The sequence below is a fragment of the Pseudomonas sp. GNP014 genome (assembly GCF_054344005.1).
This window is the reverse complement of sequence record NZ_JBTGUS010000001.1, coordinates 2,102,551-2,118,519: the sequence shown is the minus strand read 5'-3', so window position 1 is coordinate 2,118,519 and position 15,969 is coordinate 2,102,551. Positions and strand designations below refer to the sequence as shown.

At 55.7% G+C, this 15,969-nt stretch carries 8 protein-coding genes; 6 read left to right on the top strand and 2 right to left on the bottom strand.

The window, feature by feature from the left end:
• The first annotated feature begins 196 nt into the window (after positions 1–196).
• The 6 genes from ACXX9E_RS09395 (at position 197) to ACXX9E_RS09370 (ending at position 10,470) form a co-directional block, all read left to right on the top strand.
• Positions 197–490: a hypothetical protein gene (locus ACXX9E_RS09395; protein WP_024617742.1), complete on the top strand. Its 294-nt coding sequence runs from the start codon at positions 197–199 to the stop codon at positions 488–490.
• A 400-nt stretch (positions 491–890) separates the two neighbouring features.
• Entirely contained in the window at positions 891–3,386 is a 2,496-nt protein-coding gene (locus ACXX9E_RS09390; RefSeq protein WP_458555339.1) for a type I restriction-modification system subunit M, read from the top strand.
• Positions 3,379–4,713, top strand: coding sequence for a restriction endonuclease subunit S (locus ACXX9E_RS09385; protein WP_458555338.1), 1,335 nt, complete (start codon positions 3,379–3,381; stop codon positions 4,711–4,713). The genes ACXX9E_RS09390 and ACXX9E_RS09385 overlap by 8 nt, the downstream gene beginning before the upstream one ends.
• A 1-nt stretch (position 4,714) precedes the next feature.
• Positions 4,715–6,367 carry an ATP-binding protein gene (locus ACXX9E_RS09380; RefSeq protein WP_458555337.1) on the top strand — a complete coding sequence of 551 codons (1,653 nt, stop codon included), beginning with the start codon at positions 4,715–4,717 and terminating at the stop codon, positions 6,365–6,367.
• 78 nt (positions 6,368–6,445) lie between these two features.
• On the top strand, positions 6,446–9,772 hold the full coding sequence (locus ACXX9E_RS09375; protein ID WP_458555336.1) for a type I restriction endonuclease subunit R: 3,327 nt from the start codon (positions 6,446–6,448) through the stop codon (positions 9,770–9,772).
• Positions 9,769–10,470 carry a M48 family metallopeptidase gene (locus tag ACXX9E_RS09370; RefSeq protein ID WP_458555335.1) on the top strand — a complete coding sequence of 234 codons (702 nt, stop codon included), beginning with the start codon at positions 9,769–9,771 and terminating at the stop codon, positions 10,468–10,470. The genes ACXX9E_RS09375 and ACXX9E_RS09370 overlap by 4 nt, the downstream gene beginning before the upstream one ends.
• A 453-nt stretch (positions 10,471–10,923) precedes the next feature.
• On the opposite strand, the gene ACXX9E_RS09365 is transcribed toward ACXX9E_RS09370, so the two are convergent.
• Together ACXX9E_RS09365 and ACXX9E_RS09360 are read right to left on the bottom strand one after the other, a co-directional pair.
• Positions 10,924–13,098 (bottom strand): Z1 domain-containing protein, encoded by a 2,175-nt coding sequence (locus ACXX9E_RS09365; protein WP_458555334.1) that lies wholly within the window; start codon positions 13,096–13,098, stop codon positions 10,924–10,926.
• Positions 13,099–13,387: 289 nt separating this feature from the next.
• Positions 13,388–15,805: a DEAD/DEAH box helicase gene (locus tag ACXX9E_RS09360; RefSeq protein ID WP_458556575.1), complete on the bottom strand. Its 2,418-nt coding sequence runs from the start codon at positions 15,803–15,805 to the stop codon at positions 13,388–13,390.
• Positions 15,806–15,969 lie beyond the last annotated feature (164 nt).

The following is a 15,969-nucleotide window of genomic DNA, read 5'->3' as shown; positions in this document are numbered from 1 at the left end:
AGCTGATTAGTTCAGCACCCAAGCCGCCAGGATCTTCAAGACGGCGCTGCGGTTCTCCGCAGGATCCACCAAATGACCGCATAGCTTCCGGCAGCGCGGACAGTCGACTTGAATGTCGATGGAAGCATGACTTTCCCACCCACGACGGGCCTTTCCCGTCGTGGGGAAGGCCTTTTTTTTGTTTTAGGAGGCCTTAATGAAAATGGAACTGGCGATGTATCAGGCACTGCGCGCAATCGACGTACCTGAGCTCAAAGCCGAAGCTGTTATCCAAGCATTGGAATCTGACATGCTCACACTACTCGCGACGAAAAGTGATCTCGCAAGTCTCGCTGCTGAAATCGGCAAGGCGACTGCTGAAATCGCTAATACTAATCATCGGCTGACTGCTGAGATCGCCAAATCTGATCTCAAGTTGTCCATTCGCATGGCTTCCATGCTCGCCGTGACGATCGGCATCTTGATCGGGGCGATGAAAGTCTTCTTATAGTTTTCTTAACGATTACTGAAAACCAAGAAATCACCTGTCCTTCGACAGGTGATTTTTTTTGCGACTCTTGGTATCGGACAAATACATTGAGTTTGACTCTCCCCAGACTCAGGCACGCTCTGATTGAACATAAGGGCTCGGTGAAATTTCACTGCTCCAAGGCTCAATCCAGGCCGACTCGAATACGGCGCATGCTACATGGAGATTGGCTAGGCAACTGCCAAGGTCCAAGGACTAACGTGCCCCTTGCTGAACAACAGACAACTCCCTACCCATGGCGGTCTGTGAGCTCCTGCGACCGAGACTGCTCAGTGCAGAGCTTGGATTGGGATACAATCCCCGGCATTTAATACCACGGGGACCGGCATCCGCTCCCTGAGTGCCCACAAGAGATTTCGCAATGCCCCTCACGCTGCAACAACTGGAACGCCATCTGTTCAAGGCTGCCGATATTCTGCGCGGCAAGATGGATGCCTCGGAGTTTAAGGAATACATTTTCGGCATGCTGTTCCTCAAGCGCTGCTCCGACGTTTTCGAGGAGCGCTATGAGCAGGTCGTTGCCGATGAAATAAACGCCGGCAAGAGCAAGGCTGAGGCCTTTGTCACGGCGGAAAATCCGCGCTGGTACAAGCGCGATGGTAATTTCTGGGTGCCCAGCCATTCACGCTTCCACTATTTGCTCAACGAAGCGCACATCAATGTTGGCAACTTGCTTAACAAGGCGCTGGGCGGCATTGAGGAAAATAACGTATCCCTGGAAGGAGTGCTGGAGCACATTGACTTCACTCGCAAGGTCGGCCAGAGCAAGATTCCCGATCAGAAGCTGCGCCAACTCATTACCCACTTCGGTGAGGTGCGTCTGCGCAATAGTGACTTCGAATTCCCCGACCTGCTTGGGGCAGCCTACGAATACCTGATCGCCGAGTTCGCCGACTCGGCCGGCAAGAAAGGCGGTGAGTTCTATACACCGCGCTCTGTTGTGCGCCTGATGGTTCATCTGCTCAAGCCGACTCTGGCTCACGATGTCTACGACCCCTGCTGCGGCTCGGGCGGCATGTTGATTGCTGCCAAGGAATATATCGACGAGCACGGTGAGGACGGCCGCAAGGCCAACTTATTCGGCCAGGAATTCAACGGTACCGTTTGGTCCATTGCGCAGATGAATATGCTGCTGCACGGCATCAGCAACGCTTGGCTGGAGAACGAAGACACCCTAGCCGACCCTCGGCATATCGAGGGCGGCGAACTGCGCCGCTTCGACCGAATCCTCACCAATCCGCCTTTCTCCATCAACTGGGGCCATACCGAGAAAAGCGCGGATGGCAGCCTGGCTTGGAACCCGGCATTCCGCGAGCAACGCTTCTGCTTCGGCGAGGTGCCGCTGGGATCGAAAAAGGCCGACCTGATGTTCCTGCAGCACATGCTCGCCGTGACCCGCGACGAGGGCATGATCGCCACCGTATTACCCCATGGCGTGCTGTTCCGGGGCGGTGAGGAGCGCGGCATCCGCGCTGGCATTATCGAGAACGACCTGCTCGAAGCAGTGATCGGCTTGCCGGCCAACCTGTTCTATGGCACCGGCATTCCCGCCTGCATCCTTATCCTGCGTCAACAAATGCAGGAAGGTGCCAACCGAGTCAGCGCCAAGCCTGCCGAGCGTCAGGGCAAGGTGCTGTTTATCAACGCCGACCGCGAGTACTTCGAGGGCCGTGCGCAGAACCACCTACTGCCCGAGCACATCGAGAAGATCACTACCGCCTTCGACGAATTTCGCCGAATCGACGGTCTCAGCGACGTGGTGAATATCACCACCCTGCGCGACAACGACTACAACCTGAACATTCGCCGCTATGTGGATAACGCACCGCCACCCGAACCGCATGATGTGCGTGCTCACCTGCTGGGCGGTGTGCCCAAGGCTGAAATCGAGGCAAAAGCCGCTTTGTTCGCCTCGCACGGCCTCGACCCACACAACTTATTCGTGGCGCGCGATGCGCAGTATTTAGATTTTCGCAACAAGCTGACACGCCGCGCCGACTTCAAGCCCGCCATCGAAGGCGATGCTGGCCTGCAAGCCAAGGAGACTGCCCTCCGCACCTCCTTCGAGCGCTGGTGGCACGAACACAGCCCGCGTATCACCGCCCTAGCTGGGAAGCGGGATAACAGTGCCGCGCTGGTCGCGTTGCGAGCTGAACTTCTGGCAAGCTTTAGCCAGACGCTGGAAGGCATCAGCCTGCTTGACCCCTTTCAGGTCCGGGGCATCGTCGCAGGCTTCTGGTACCAGTCTAAATACGACTTTCTCGGCCTGATGGCCCGCGGCAGCTTGGGCGTTATTGATGCCTGGCGCACCAGCATCATCACCGTACTAGAAGATAAGACCAGCAAGCACAGCCCGCTGGAGCACAAGCTAGTGAAATTCCTGCTCGGCGATTTCGTCGCCAGTTTGTCGGAGCTGGAGGCGAAAAAAGCCGAACTAGACAACCAGCTCAAAGCCGCCGTCTCAACCAAGGGGGAAGACTCCAACGAGGCCGACGGCGAAGCGGATGCCGACAACGACGAAAACCCCATCGATGAAGCCCGGCTCAAGGCTTGGAAGTCCGAGCTGGCCAAGGTGAAGAAGCAGCTCAAGATCCAGCAGGAAAACTTCGCCAGCCACCTGAATCAGGCCGTCGATAAATTGGACGAGCCACAAGCCGCCGAGCTGCTGCTGACCATCCTGCACAACGATATGCAGGCCATCGTCGAGAGCTATATCACCGCGCAACGCAAGCAGATAGTCGCCACCTATGAGAGTTGGTGGGATAAATACCATGTGACGCTAAATGACATTGAGCACAAACGCGATGCGGCGACAGTGGCGTTGCAGGGTTTCCTGGAGGGGTTGGGATATGTCTGAGCAGACAACGCCAAGCCAGTTCCTTTCCGCTCCTCTACATAAGCTAGCCAGCCGCATAACCGACGGCTCTCATTTCAGCCCTACCCCACAGGAGCATGGTTATCTCATAGCCAACGTTAAGGACATGAAATCGGGATACATCGATTTCAGTTCCTGCACTCGAATATCCACTGCGGCTTACCGCGAGCTCAACGCTACTGGATGCACTATCCGCAATGGAAACGTGTTGCTTTCAAAGGATGGTACCGTCGGGCGTGTCGTGGTCTATAAGCAGAATGAGGAGATTGGGGCGCTCTCGTCTATCTGTCTCATTGTGCCGACCGGGGAAGTCGACTCAGCTTACCTTGGCCACGCATTGCAAAGCCAGATTTGTGTCCGTCAGTTTGAAAACTTCATGTCAGGTAGCGCTATCAGGCGCCTAGTTTTGCGTGACATTCGGGCGATAGAGATCCCAGTCCCAAGCGTTCAGCAGCAGGCGGCCATCGCCCAAATCCTCGACACCCTCGACACCGCCATCCGCGAAACCGAGTCTCTGATCGACAAGCTCAAATCCATCAAGCAGGGCCTGCTACATGACCTGCTGACCCGCGGCATTGATGCCAACGGCCAACTGCGCCCCCCACAGAGCGAAGCGCCGCAACTTTATAAGGAGTCAAAGTTGGGGTGGATTCCGAGGAAATGGGAGGTGATCCCGCTGGGCTGTTGTGCAGATATCACAAGCGGTGTAACCCTTGGCCGCATCCTAAACAGTCCTGTCGCGATTGAGCTGCCATATTTGCGAGTGGCTAATGTCCAAGATGGCTACCTTGCACTGGGCGAAATAAAGACTGTCTCGATCCTGCCGTCAGAGCTGAACCGCTTTGCTCTGAAAGTAGGTGATGTGCTGATGAACGAGGGTGGAGACTTCGACAAGCTGGGGCGGGGAGCCGTCTGGGAGGGGCAGATAGAACCCTGCCTGCATCAAAATCATGTTTTCCGCGTACGCTGTGATGACTCAAAGCTGTTGCCTGCGTTTCTGGCAGCCTACTCCAGCTCTGTCCGTGGAAAGGCCTACTTTGTCCAAGCATCGAAGCAGACAACCAATCTGGCCTCAATCAATTCGACGCAGCTAAAAGCATTTGGTATTTCTTGCCCATCAGTTGCTGAACAGCTGCTTATTAGCCAACGTCTGTCGACCTTCGATAAGAAAATGGCAGTCGAGCAGGAGGCACTGGAAAAGTTGCGCCAGCAAAAGATCGGACTAATGGACGACCTTCTAACCGGTCGCGTCCGCGTCACCCCGCTGCTGGAATCTATACAAAAAGCTGCAGCACAAACGGAATCCTGATATGCCACAGCGCCCGCCACCTCGCGAATCCCTCACCGTCGAGTTCAAAAGCGATCGCAGCAAGCTCCCCGACCGCGAGCTAATTGAGGCACTGGTCTGCCTGGCCAATGCAGAGGGCGGCGAGCTATGGCTAGGCATCGAAGACGACGGCACACCCACCGGCCTGCATGCCGAGCACCACCAACTGGCAGGCTTGGCCGGCATGGTCGCAGCGCGCACCTCGCCGTCGCTGAACGTACAGGCCGAGGCGCTCGATCTAGATGGCGTGACCGTGGCACGAATCCATGTACCCAAAGCCCAAGGCGAAGTGGCCACCACCAGCGGCGTCTATCTACGCCGCCGCTTGAAACACGACGGCACGCCCGAATGCGTAGCCATGCTGCCCCATGAGCGCAACAGCCGCGCAAGCAACTTCGGCCTTCTAGATGTCTCCGCCCAGCCGGTGGCCGGTGCCACCCTCGCCGATCTCGACCCGCTGGAGCGCGAACGCCTACGCCAGGCGGTGCAGCAATACGGCGGCGATCGCGTGCTGCTGGAACTGGACGACGAAGCCCTGGACGGCGCACTGCTGCTCACTGCGCGCCAGCCGGACGGTACGCGCGTGCCGACCCTTACCGGCCTGCTGCTGATCGGCCGGGAAACCTCCCTGCGCCAACTTGTGCCCACCCATGAGTTCGCTTTCCAGGTGCTGGCCCAGCAGGCAGTGCGCTTCAATGAATTTCGCCGCTTCCCATTACTCAAGGCACTGGATTGGCTGGAAACCAACTTCCGTCCCTACAACCCAGAGGAAGAACTACAGGTCGGCCTGTTCCGCGTGCCAGTGCCAAAGGTAGACCTAGGCGCCTTCCGTGAAGCCGTAGCCAATGCCTTGGTGCATCGCGATTACCACGGCCGAGGCGCGGTGCACGTGCGCCTGGAGGATGATGCTCTTGTGGTCAGCAACCCCGGCGGTCTGGTCGATGGCGTGACCCTGACCAACCTGCTGGTGACCGAGCCGCGCCCGCGCAACCCGGCCTTGGCAGACGCAATGAAGCGCGTCGGCGTGGTCGAACGCTCCGGCCGAGGCGTGGACAAGATCTTCCGCGGCATGCTCAAGTTTGGCCGGCCGGCCCCAGACTACAGTTACACCAGCGCCCATAACGTGGTGCTGCGTCTTCCGACCGCAGAGGCCGACCTGGACTTCCGTCGACTGGTAGTCGAACACGAACGCGCCACTCACGCCGAGCTGCCCATCGATAGCCTGATCGCCCTGGCCGCCCTGCGAGAAACTAAGCGCGTCACGGCCGACGAACTGGCCGTACAGATTCAACGCGACTCCGCCAGTGCCAAACGCACTCTGGAAGCCCTGACCGAAGCTGGTTTGGTAGAGGCTCACGGTTCTACCCGAGGGCGCAGCTACACTCTGTCAGCCAGTCTGTACCAGGCCGTGGGCGACAAGGCCGGTTATACCCGCCAGGCAGGTTTCACACCCATTCAACATGAGCAAATGGTGTTGAACTATGTGCAGCAACATCGGCAGATTCAGCGTGCTGAAGTAATGGATCTTTGCCGGCTCTCGCCTGATCAGGCGGCAAAACTGCTCAAGCGCATGAAAGACAAGGGCGCACTGATACAGCAGGGTGAACGACGCTGGTCGATCTATAAGCTCGGTTAAAAACTCTATGAGCCGCTATGAGCCGCTATAAGCTTGTATGAGCCCATACACGCCTGAACTGGATTAAAGGAGTAACCCGTGGGCTGGGAACTGGAAGACGTCGAAAAACCCTTTGTGGCTCAGTTAAAGGGGCTGAACTGGAAGCATATCGAGGGCAGCCTCGACAACCCGGCCATCACTGGTCGAAGCAGTTTCAGTGAAGTGATTCAGCGGGCCGCACTGGCCGAGCGCTTGCGTGCCATCAACCTGCGCGACGGCCAGCCTTGGCTGGATGAGCCTCGCATTGCCGAAACACTTGCGGCCATTACCCGCTTGGGTGCCGCCAAGCTGATGGAAGCCAATCAGAAAGTTACTGAACTGCTGCTCAAAGGTATTACTGTCGACGGTCTCCCAGGCTGGGAAGGCGGGCGCGGCCAGACTATCCAGTACATCGACTGGGCCACCCCGGCCAATAACCATTTCAGCGTGATCAACCAGTTCCGAGTGGATTGCCCGCCAGGCTATAACAGCGGCAAGAAATTCATTGTCCCGGATCTGGTGTTGCTGGTGAACGGTATCCCACTGGTGGTGGTGGAATGCAAGAGTCCCTCCATTCCAGAACCGCTGGCCGAGGCTGTCGATCAATTACGCCGCTACAGCAACCAGCGCAAGGCGGCCTTCGAGGTCGAGGACAACGAGGGCAACGAGACTCTGTTCGCCAGCGTGCAGCTATTGGTCGCCAGTAGCTACGACGAAGCACGAGTGGGCTGTATTGGTGCTGGCTTTGGGCATTTCTCCCAATGGAAAACCGTGGTTGGCCCGGATGGCAACGGCAGCGAACAGTCCGTAGCCGAACAGTTGGGTAAAGCCAAATTGTCCGACCAGGAGCGCCTGGTGGCAGGCATGCTCACGCCAGCCCACTTGCTCGATCTGATCCGACATTTCATGCTCTTTATGCAGGTTGGCGGGCAGACCATCAAGACGGTCTGCCGCTACCAGCAATACCGCGCAGTGAACCGCACAGTCACCCGCATGAAACGCGGGCAGACACGTCTTGAGCATGGCGAGAGTGACCAACGCGGCGGCATCGTTTGGCACACTCAAGGCTCTGGCAAAAGCCTGACCATGGTATTTCTGGTGCGCAAGATGCGCACGGATATACAGCTGCGCCGCTTCAAGATCATCGTGGTCACCGACCGTAAAGACCTGCAAAACCAGCTTGCCGCCACCGCCACACTGAGCGGTGAACTGCCGGAGGTGGCCTCCAATATCGAAGGTGTTAAAGCCTTGGCACGCCGCCAGGGCCCCGGCCTGATATTCGCCACCATCCAGAAGTATCGCAATCCCGAGCAGGAGGAAAACGGGGATTCCCCCATCGCCGTGGGCACTGCGCCTTTCCTCAAAGCCGCAGAAAAGCGAGCGCCCTATCTGGTAAACAAACCATTCGAGGTGCTCAACCACGACGAGAGCATTCTGGTATTGATCGATGAGGCCCACCGCACCCAAGCCGGCGATCTGCAGGCGAACCTGCTGGCGGGCTTGCCCAACTGCGTGCGCATCGGCTTTACCGGTACACCGATCATCATGGGCGATAAGAAACGCACCCACGAAATTTTCGGCGCGTTCATCGACAAATACACCATCAAGGAAGCCGAGGCAGATGGCGCGACAGTGCCGGTGCTATACGAAGGACGCACTGCCAAGGGGGCATTGAAAGATGGGGCAAGTCTGGATGAGCTGTTCGAGGATTTGTTCCGCGAGCACAGTCAGGACGAACTGGAGCTGATCAAGAAAAAGTACGCCACCAAAGGCCATATCTTTGATGCGCCCGCGCTGATCGCTGATAAGGCGCGCGATATCCTCAGACATTACGTCACCAATATTCTGCCCAATGGCTACAAAGCGCAGGTGGTAGCCTATAGCCGGATTGCGGTAATCCGCTATTTCCACGCGCTGCAGGCCGCACGTGATGAGTTGCTGACCGAAGCCGAAGTGCTGCCAGCAGCCGACAAGAACCTCGACGATGAAGCATTGTGCCAGCGGCCACCCAAGCTGCAGGCGCGAGTGCAGGCGTGGCGCTATCGCGACAGGCTACGCAGCCTGGAATTCGCACCAATTATCTCCGGCTCAAATAACGATCCGGCCGAGTGGAAAAACTGGACGGATGGCAACAAGCACGAGCAATTGATCCAGCGCTTCAAGAAGCCTCTTAATCATGAGCAGTCGGGCAAGACTGATCCGCTTGCCTTCCTAATTGTTAAGTCTATGTTGCTCACCGGCTTTGACGCTCCCATTGAAGGGGTTATGTACCTTGACCGGCCAATCAAGGAAGCCGAGCTGTTGCAAGCCATTGCGCGGGTTAACCGAACTGGTTTTGGCAAGCGCTGCGGCATCGTGGTCGACTACTACGGAGTCGCCAACCATCTGCGCGAAGCCCTGGCAGCCTATGCCGACGAGGATATCGAAGGTGCGCTGAGCAGTATCAAGGACGAGCTGCCTGTACTGCGCGATCGTCATCTGCGTGTAGTGGATGTGCTACGTCGCCAGGGCATTGAGTCTCTGGAAGATGCCGAGGCCTGCATTGCTGCACTGGGTTCAGAAAAGGTGCGCGCCGAATTTGCGGTAAAGCTCAAAGCGTTCCTCGATTCATTGGACACCGTACTGCCACGACCTGAGGGCCTGCCGTTTATCAAGGATGCCAAGCGCCTGGCCTATATCCATGCACGTGCGCGCGGGCGTTACAAGGACCTGCCGCAACTGGGTAAGGATGTCGGCGCCAAGGTGCGCAAGCTGATCGACGATCACGTTATTTCTCTGGGCATCGACCCGAAGATTCCGCCGATCCAGCTCACCGATGCCGACTTCGAGAAGCAGCTGTCGCGCAGCGTCAACGACCGCGCCAAGGCCTCAGAGATGGAGCACGCCATTCGCTCACATGTGCGCAAGCATGCTGATGAAGATCCCGTGCTTTATCGCAAGCTGTCCGAACGCCTGAACGATCTACTGAAGTCGCTAGGCGAGCAGTGGGATCAATTGGTTGACCAAATGCAGAAGATCATCAACGAGCTGCGCAGCGGTCAAATGAGCGCTGACTCCAACCCTCTGGATTTGCCCGAACACTATGCCCCCTTCCTTCGCACCCTCTTGGATGTGCTGTGTGCCGACGCCACTCCACAGCCCGCCGATCTGCTGCGTTTGAAGGATGTCACAGTGGAACTGGTCGATCTGTTCGTGGGCGAACTCCAGAGCCACCGCGATATCTGGAGCCCGCGCAAGCGCGCGGCACAGGAGGAGCTGGCCGGTCAGCTATTTGATTACTTGATGAGAATGCGTCCACCCTTGATGGATAGTGCTACGGCGGGGGTCCTGTCTGACCGTTTGATGGATCAGGCCAGAGCCAGCCATGAACGGTTGATGCAGCTGTGAGCAACGAAACGCTCACCATCAATGACCTACAATTCACACTGCGCCGCAGCGCGCGGCGTAAGACTCTACAAATCACTGTCGAGCGTGACGGCGCCCTTATTCTGTCAGCTCCGCCAAAGGTTAAGGAGCAAGCGCTGCGTGAATTCGTAGCGGAAAAAAGCTTCTGGATTTATTCGCGTCTTGCCGAAAAGGAGCGACTACAGCGCTCAATCCCCACCAAGCAATACGTCGACGGAGAGGGATTTCTGTACTTGGGGCGAAGTTATCGCCTCAAACTGGTCGATGAGCAGGATGGGCCACTAAAACTTTCTGCTGGTCGCTTCCGCCTGCTACGTAGCGAACTGCCAAGAGCCCGCGAACATTTCATCCGTTGGTATAGCGAACATGCCCGCAGTTGGCTGGCCTTACGAGTCGAGAGTCACCAAGCGCGAATGGACCTGACCCCCAGCGGTGTGCGAGTGCAGGATCTGGGCTATCGCTGGGGCTCCTGTGGCAAGGGCGCACAACTCTATTTTCATTGGAAAACAATTCTGCTGCCCAAGCCCATTGCGGAGTATGTGGTTGTGCATGAGATGGTGCACCTGCAAGAGCCACATCACACCCCAGAATTTTGGCTCCGCCTGGAACGTGTCATGCCTGACTACGCACAGCGTAAGATATGGTTGGCAGAACATGGGATCGAAGTTGAAGGAATCTAAAGCGCTTCCCCTGACATTCGCTGGGTCGCTCGAAGTGGTAATCACTCGACTGCGACATGAGATTGATCCAGTAGACTTGGAACGACGGGCGTGCCCGTGAGCCTATCTCAAGGTTGTACTAACACGTCTGCCGACGGAGCGAGCAAGTGAATATGCGGCGCTGTTACCGCACAAGTAACGTCCGGCTTAGTCATTCAAGACTAGATAGCCGGACGCTTAGCCGCTGTTACGCCCCCTCAGATTCCCGACCTAGTTGCTCCGCCGTTGAGGGTGATGACTAACCGATCAGTCATGTTGTCGTAGTTATTCGGCCGGTAGCCGTCACGCTCGGCAATTGTTTCCACTAGTGCATTTACCTTAGTTTCATCAAGTACCTGCCACATGTCCTCACCGGCACAAGGATCAAGTCGAACAATTGAGAAGCGTACTGGCTCACTGGGCTTTTCGTGTTTTTCAATCGTTGTTCAAAATTTCATGGGCGAAAATGGCTGTCGGTGTGTTCTGCTGGGCAGAGATCACCGGCCAATAGAAGGGAGCCCCCGTCCAACCCTTTTCCTCCCGGCCATTCTGCCGGATCAAAATCAGCATGGGATTATCGATGGCGTACTTCTTACGAATCTGCCCTTCGGTCTTGGTGCTATCCGGTGCGTCGGCATAAAGGGCGTGCGAGCCCGCACTGACAATGCGCTGGATTTCCCGGTCAACACGCACCATGCACCAAACCTTGCCTTGCGCGCTGGAGTCCTTCGGCAGGCTGGCTAGGTACTGTAACGCAGAGCGTGCTGCCTCCCAATCGAAGCTGTAGCCTTCGTCCTCCTCCATCTTGAAAGTGGGCTCCAAGGCGTTCAACAGCTCAATCGCCATCGCTACCGGGATTAGGGATGGCTCATCAAAGCTGCCTTTACCGGCAAGCTTATCAAGCTGCTGGTCTAACTTCTCAGTGATCGGGCGTAAATAGGATTTGGGCAACACCTGAAAGCCGACCGGAAGGATGCGCTTAAACGGCTTGAGCGTGGTGGTGCGTGATAAGGCGATCTTGTTCGGACTACAGGGCTGTACGGCATTGCCAGGCGCCTTTTGGATGAAGACGACCGGCTGTTCAGGGTTCTTGGCCAAGGACTCGCGCAGAGCCACATCGCTCTCGTGCATGCGTTGCATGGCGGTGTAGATGGTCGGCTCAGTGTAGAACCGAGTGATAGCGAGATCCTGCCGCGGGCGGAAGCCAAACATCCGCGAGTGCTGCAGCACGGTATCCTGTTGGTACACATTGGGTTTGCGACCGTAGTAAAAGCCGATCAGGTTAGCAATAGTGACCCCACGGTCGAGAATCTGCCCACCGATGAAGATGTTCAGCGGAGTGCGTAGTTTCAGCTGTCCATCATCATCGAGCAGCTCCTCGACCTGTTTCTCGGAGTTGACCTTGGTGATCATCAGCCAGTCCTGCTTGAGTGCTATCTTCACCTCCTGGGCGACCTCCTCAAGTAGGGGCAGATAATCTCCCTGTAGCTCCACCGATGGTTGCAGCTCTAGGTAGGCACGCTGGATCAGGCTGCTCAACATCTGCGGCTCCTCGCTAACTGCTGCACTGAGTTTTTCCTTGATCTTCTCGACCAACTCCTCCTGCCAGGCATGTGCGGTAGTATTGGCCTCGGTATGCACAAGGAAGCTGAACTTTTTCGCAGTTTTCCCTGCCTTCTTGTCCTGCAAGCGACGGATACAGCCACCGATGATGAAGTTACAAATTGCATCACGCAGGGTCGGGATCGCCTTACTGGTCAGCACGTCCTCCAATTTCAGGCGACGACCATCCTTTTTGCGCAGAACCTGCAACTCGTCCAGATCTACCGGCTGATAGAGAAACTTGGCCAAGTGGCCTTCATCCTGACTATCTTCAAAGTAGTATTCGCTACCCACGTAGGCGGCGTTGACGGGAACCAGCTCAGTAAAGGCCGGGCGGATCGGCCTGAAGCTGTCGCCTTTAATCTGCACATCGGCAGGCTGCAGGTAAAGCGAGTAGGGGGTCGCAGTAACCTGCAGAAAGGCTGCACGCTCGACGATAACGCGCAGATGCTCAAGCTGGCGAGCGGTGACGTTGATGTCCAATTCGCCCTTGTCGCGCTTGAAGCCGACGCTAGCGTAATCCGCCTCGTCATCGATGATCAGCACGCGCTTAGCTTTGAGCTGTGGGTATTTGCTTTTGAACAGATCTATGAGGCGATTGAGGTTGTCAGTCTGCTTCTTCACCACAAGCACCAACTTCTGGTTAAGCTCGAAACCGGTGAGGTGGCCAGGCATGGTCATGATGTCGAAGACCTTGAGCAGGTCGTTCTCGTCGTGCACACGGAACTCGCTCTTGATACGCTCGTAGGTCTGTTTAGCTAGAGCCTTAGTGCCCTTCGTCAGTACCACCGCCACATCGAAATCGTTGTCGAAGGCCAACGCCATTACTGCCAGGAAGGTTTTCGTCTTACCCGACTGGATCTTACCAAGCAGCATACCGGGATGGTCTTCACTGGTCTGGCTCAGCATCAGACGTTCGACGACTGACTCGATGCATTTGCAGTCTTCCTTGGAGTAACGTACATCGTCTTTGATAAAAGACGGGTAGAAATCACCCTGTTTGTTCATGCTTGTTCCTCAAATCGTCTAGTAAGTGCTAGTCCATTGCAGATTTTAAGCGCTCAGGCAGCGGCTGCTTGCGCATGTGAGGCATTAGTTGACGACCTCTCCTCACAAACAAGCAGGGACCTGGCTGCATAGGTGTTGGATCAGTTGAGCAGATTATGCCGGCCGAGGCGGCCACTAGCCATCATCCCCATTGTGATGGACCAAGTGAAGCACTAACGGACACACTTTGCGCAGCTTTGGCAGGTTTTTATCTGTAATTGAGCGGTATATAGCCCCAGAACTTACAAATTCAGTACTGCCGCGTCCAGCCTGCGGCGGCCCAGTCCAAATTCTCTGGCATCAGATAACGATTACTAGCGTCGGCCAGCCGATGGTTAGCCACTTCCTCTGCGGTTTTGAACAGCAACTTAGAGGTCTCTGCATGGGGGCTTTGGGTGCTGTGCTCGGCTGGAGTTAATAGCCATCGGCTAGCCGTCGCGGGATTCAATCTGGCTTGGCCATCGTGAACCTGAACTACCACAAACTCCTGGCGCATGCGTTTACCCTGGGAACCTTGCCAGCGGAGCATAGCTCCTAGCAATGCGCCTTCCTCAAGTTCTGGTGCTTGGAGCATCGCCGCCAAACCGCCAAAGTCGTACTCGCAGGCTTTGGCCAGAAGGTACTGCATCAGCTTGGAATTGAGATCAAGGATGTGGGTATCCGGGCGATGGGCCGCTAGCGTGCGATCTAAAGTCGTATCCATGCGAGGTGAGGCATTCGGAGATAACCCAATATCGCGCATTACTTGCTCAGACAATCGGATGCGCAGCAGCCGTTCTTTATGGCTGCGATCGATAACCTCGATACCGAGTTGATTAAACATTCCCAAAACGAAGCTGTAGAGATGACCGACTGTAATTTCGAGTTCATCGCGTATCTCATTTGGATCACTGGTGGCGGCGTGTGCAAATAATTCACGCTGCTTAGCTGCAGCAGTTCGTGCCTGCTTTAACGCTTCGTCGATACGTTCACGGGTACGATCTATGCCGAGTTTTGTAGCCTGCTGCAAAATGTCATCTACATCAATCAACTCGGCAAGCTCACCCAGAATTTCGTCCTTGAGGCCTTCGTTGAACTCATGCCGCTGAACCTCAGCCAAGTTAGTCACCACATTGTCTATTCGCTCATACATCAGGTCGACAATGTTTTGATCCAAGCTGTCGGTTTGCTGGATATTGAATACGACAACTTTCTTATGCTGCCCATAGCGATACAAGCGACCAATACGCTGTACGAGGCGCATCGGGTTCCAAGGCAAATCATAGTTGACCATGACGTGGCATTTGCTCTGCAGATTGATGCCTTCCCCGCCTGCCTCAGTCGATATCAGAAAGCGACCTAGCTCCTCGAAACGCTTGATAGCCTCACGTCGTTCAGCATGTTGCATAGAACCATTGATGAGCTCGACTTGGTCGCTGCCATAATGGTCGGTCAAAGCTTCGCGAAGGTAATTTTGAGTGGTGCGGTATTCGGTAAAGATGAGCACCTTCTCGTCAGGATTGGCAGCGTGGATTTTGCCGATGATGTCCTCGATGAACAGCTTCAGTTTGAGGTCGTTGGCTTTTAGCAGGGCAGCCTCTTCGATCAGATCTTTCAGCAGCCTGACTTCACCAGCAAAGAACTCACGGGCATCGCTGTTGAACTGCTCTTCCCACTCGCCCAAGTAACGTTCGTCTCTAGGTTCTTCTTCTGAGAGATCATTGATCTGGTCGTCGAGCAGGCGCTGGAGGCGGTTGCAGAGAGCCCTGTGAATCGCTGCTGCGCTTGAGGCTGCAAGCTTGCGATAGACAGTCATCACAAATCCAATGGCGTTACCGGTACGGCCTAGTGCTTCTCCCGCGTCATAGCCTTTGCGCAGATAGTCCTGAAGTGTTTTATCGAAATCAATGGATTCAACGCTGCTAGGCACTTGTAACGCGCTGGTTATCTTGCCCTGGAAGATGAAATTTCCTTCCGCATCCGTGACGTCCGCTTTGTGGTTGCGAAATACCATGTCATGCAAAATCTCGGGCTTGACGCTGAGTGCCATTAGCTCGTTACGGCGCTCAGGACGAAGAAGCTCTAGCAGCGCCACGAACTTGTCTTGCATGCCCTGATGTGGGGTCGCGCTCAGCAATAGCATATGCTTTGTCTGACTGCGTAAGCTTTTCGCCAAGTCATAGCGTTCCGAACTGTCCAGCTTTTGCCCGTACTGGCGGCGGCTGAGTCGATGGCCTTCGTCGAAAATCACCAGATCCCAGGGATCTGCTTGAAGTAGGCTTTCCAGATGGCCCTCTTGCTTGAGTCGATCCATCGAGCCTATGACGAATTTATACATACCCCATTCGCGAGGCTCATCGATAAAGAAATCCTCTCCATAGATTCTGAATTCATCTAGCTGGAATTTATCGAAGAGTTCTTCTTTCCATTGCTTGGTGAGCCCAGCTGGAGTGATCAGCAAGATTCGCTTAACTTGGTCACGTTGCCGAAGGGCATGCAGTAGCATGCCGGTTTCAATGGTCTTGCCTAGGCCTACATCGTCTGCAATCAGCCAGCTGAGATTGCCGGAGGCTAGGATGTGGTGCACCAAATTAACTTGGTGGGGCAAAGGATCAATTCCCAGGTGAGAAAGGGCACCTGTATTTTCATTCCACACCTTAATTGCGTAGGCAAGCATGCGTAAGCGCATACGTTCGGCATCGTTTGGCTCACTCTTGCTGGCGGTGACAAACCGATGTTTAACCCCCTTTACCTGGCGTAAATACTGATAGGGCAACCAATGGCGCTCTCCCCGATCGGGAAAGTCGACCAACACTTGCTCACTGCCTGCCAAGGTGCGTTGCTGCATGATCA

Excerpts from the sequence above, each read along its gene's own strand:
- ACXX9E_RS09390 (WP_458555339.1), top strand. The coding sequence starts at position 891 with ATGCCCCTCACGCTGCAACAACTGGAACGCCATCTGTTCAAGGCTGCC.
- ACXX9E_RS09385 (WP_458555338.1), top strand. The coding sequence starts at position 3,379 with ATGTCTGAGCAGACAACGCCAAGCCAGTTCCTTTCCGCTCCTCTACAT.
- ACXX9E_RS09395 (WP_024617742.1), top strand. The coding sequence starts at position 197 with ATGAAAATGGAACTGGCGATGTATCAGGCACTGCGCGCAATCGACGTA.
- ACXX9E_RS09380 (WP_458555337.1), top strand. The coding sequence starts at position 4,715 with ATGCCACAGCGCCCGCCACCTCGCGAATCCCTCACCGTCGAGTTCAAA.
- ACXX9E_RS09360 (WP_458556575.1), bottom strand. The coding sequence starts at position 15,805 with ATGCGCTTACGCATGCTTGCCTACGCAATTAAGGTGTGGAATGAAAAT.
- ACXX9E_RS09365 (WP_458555334.1), bottom strand. The coding sequence starts at position 13,098 with ATGAACAAACAGGGTGATTTCTACCCGTCTTTTATCAAAGACGATGTA.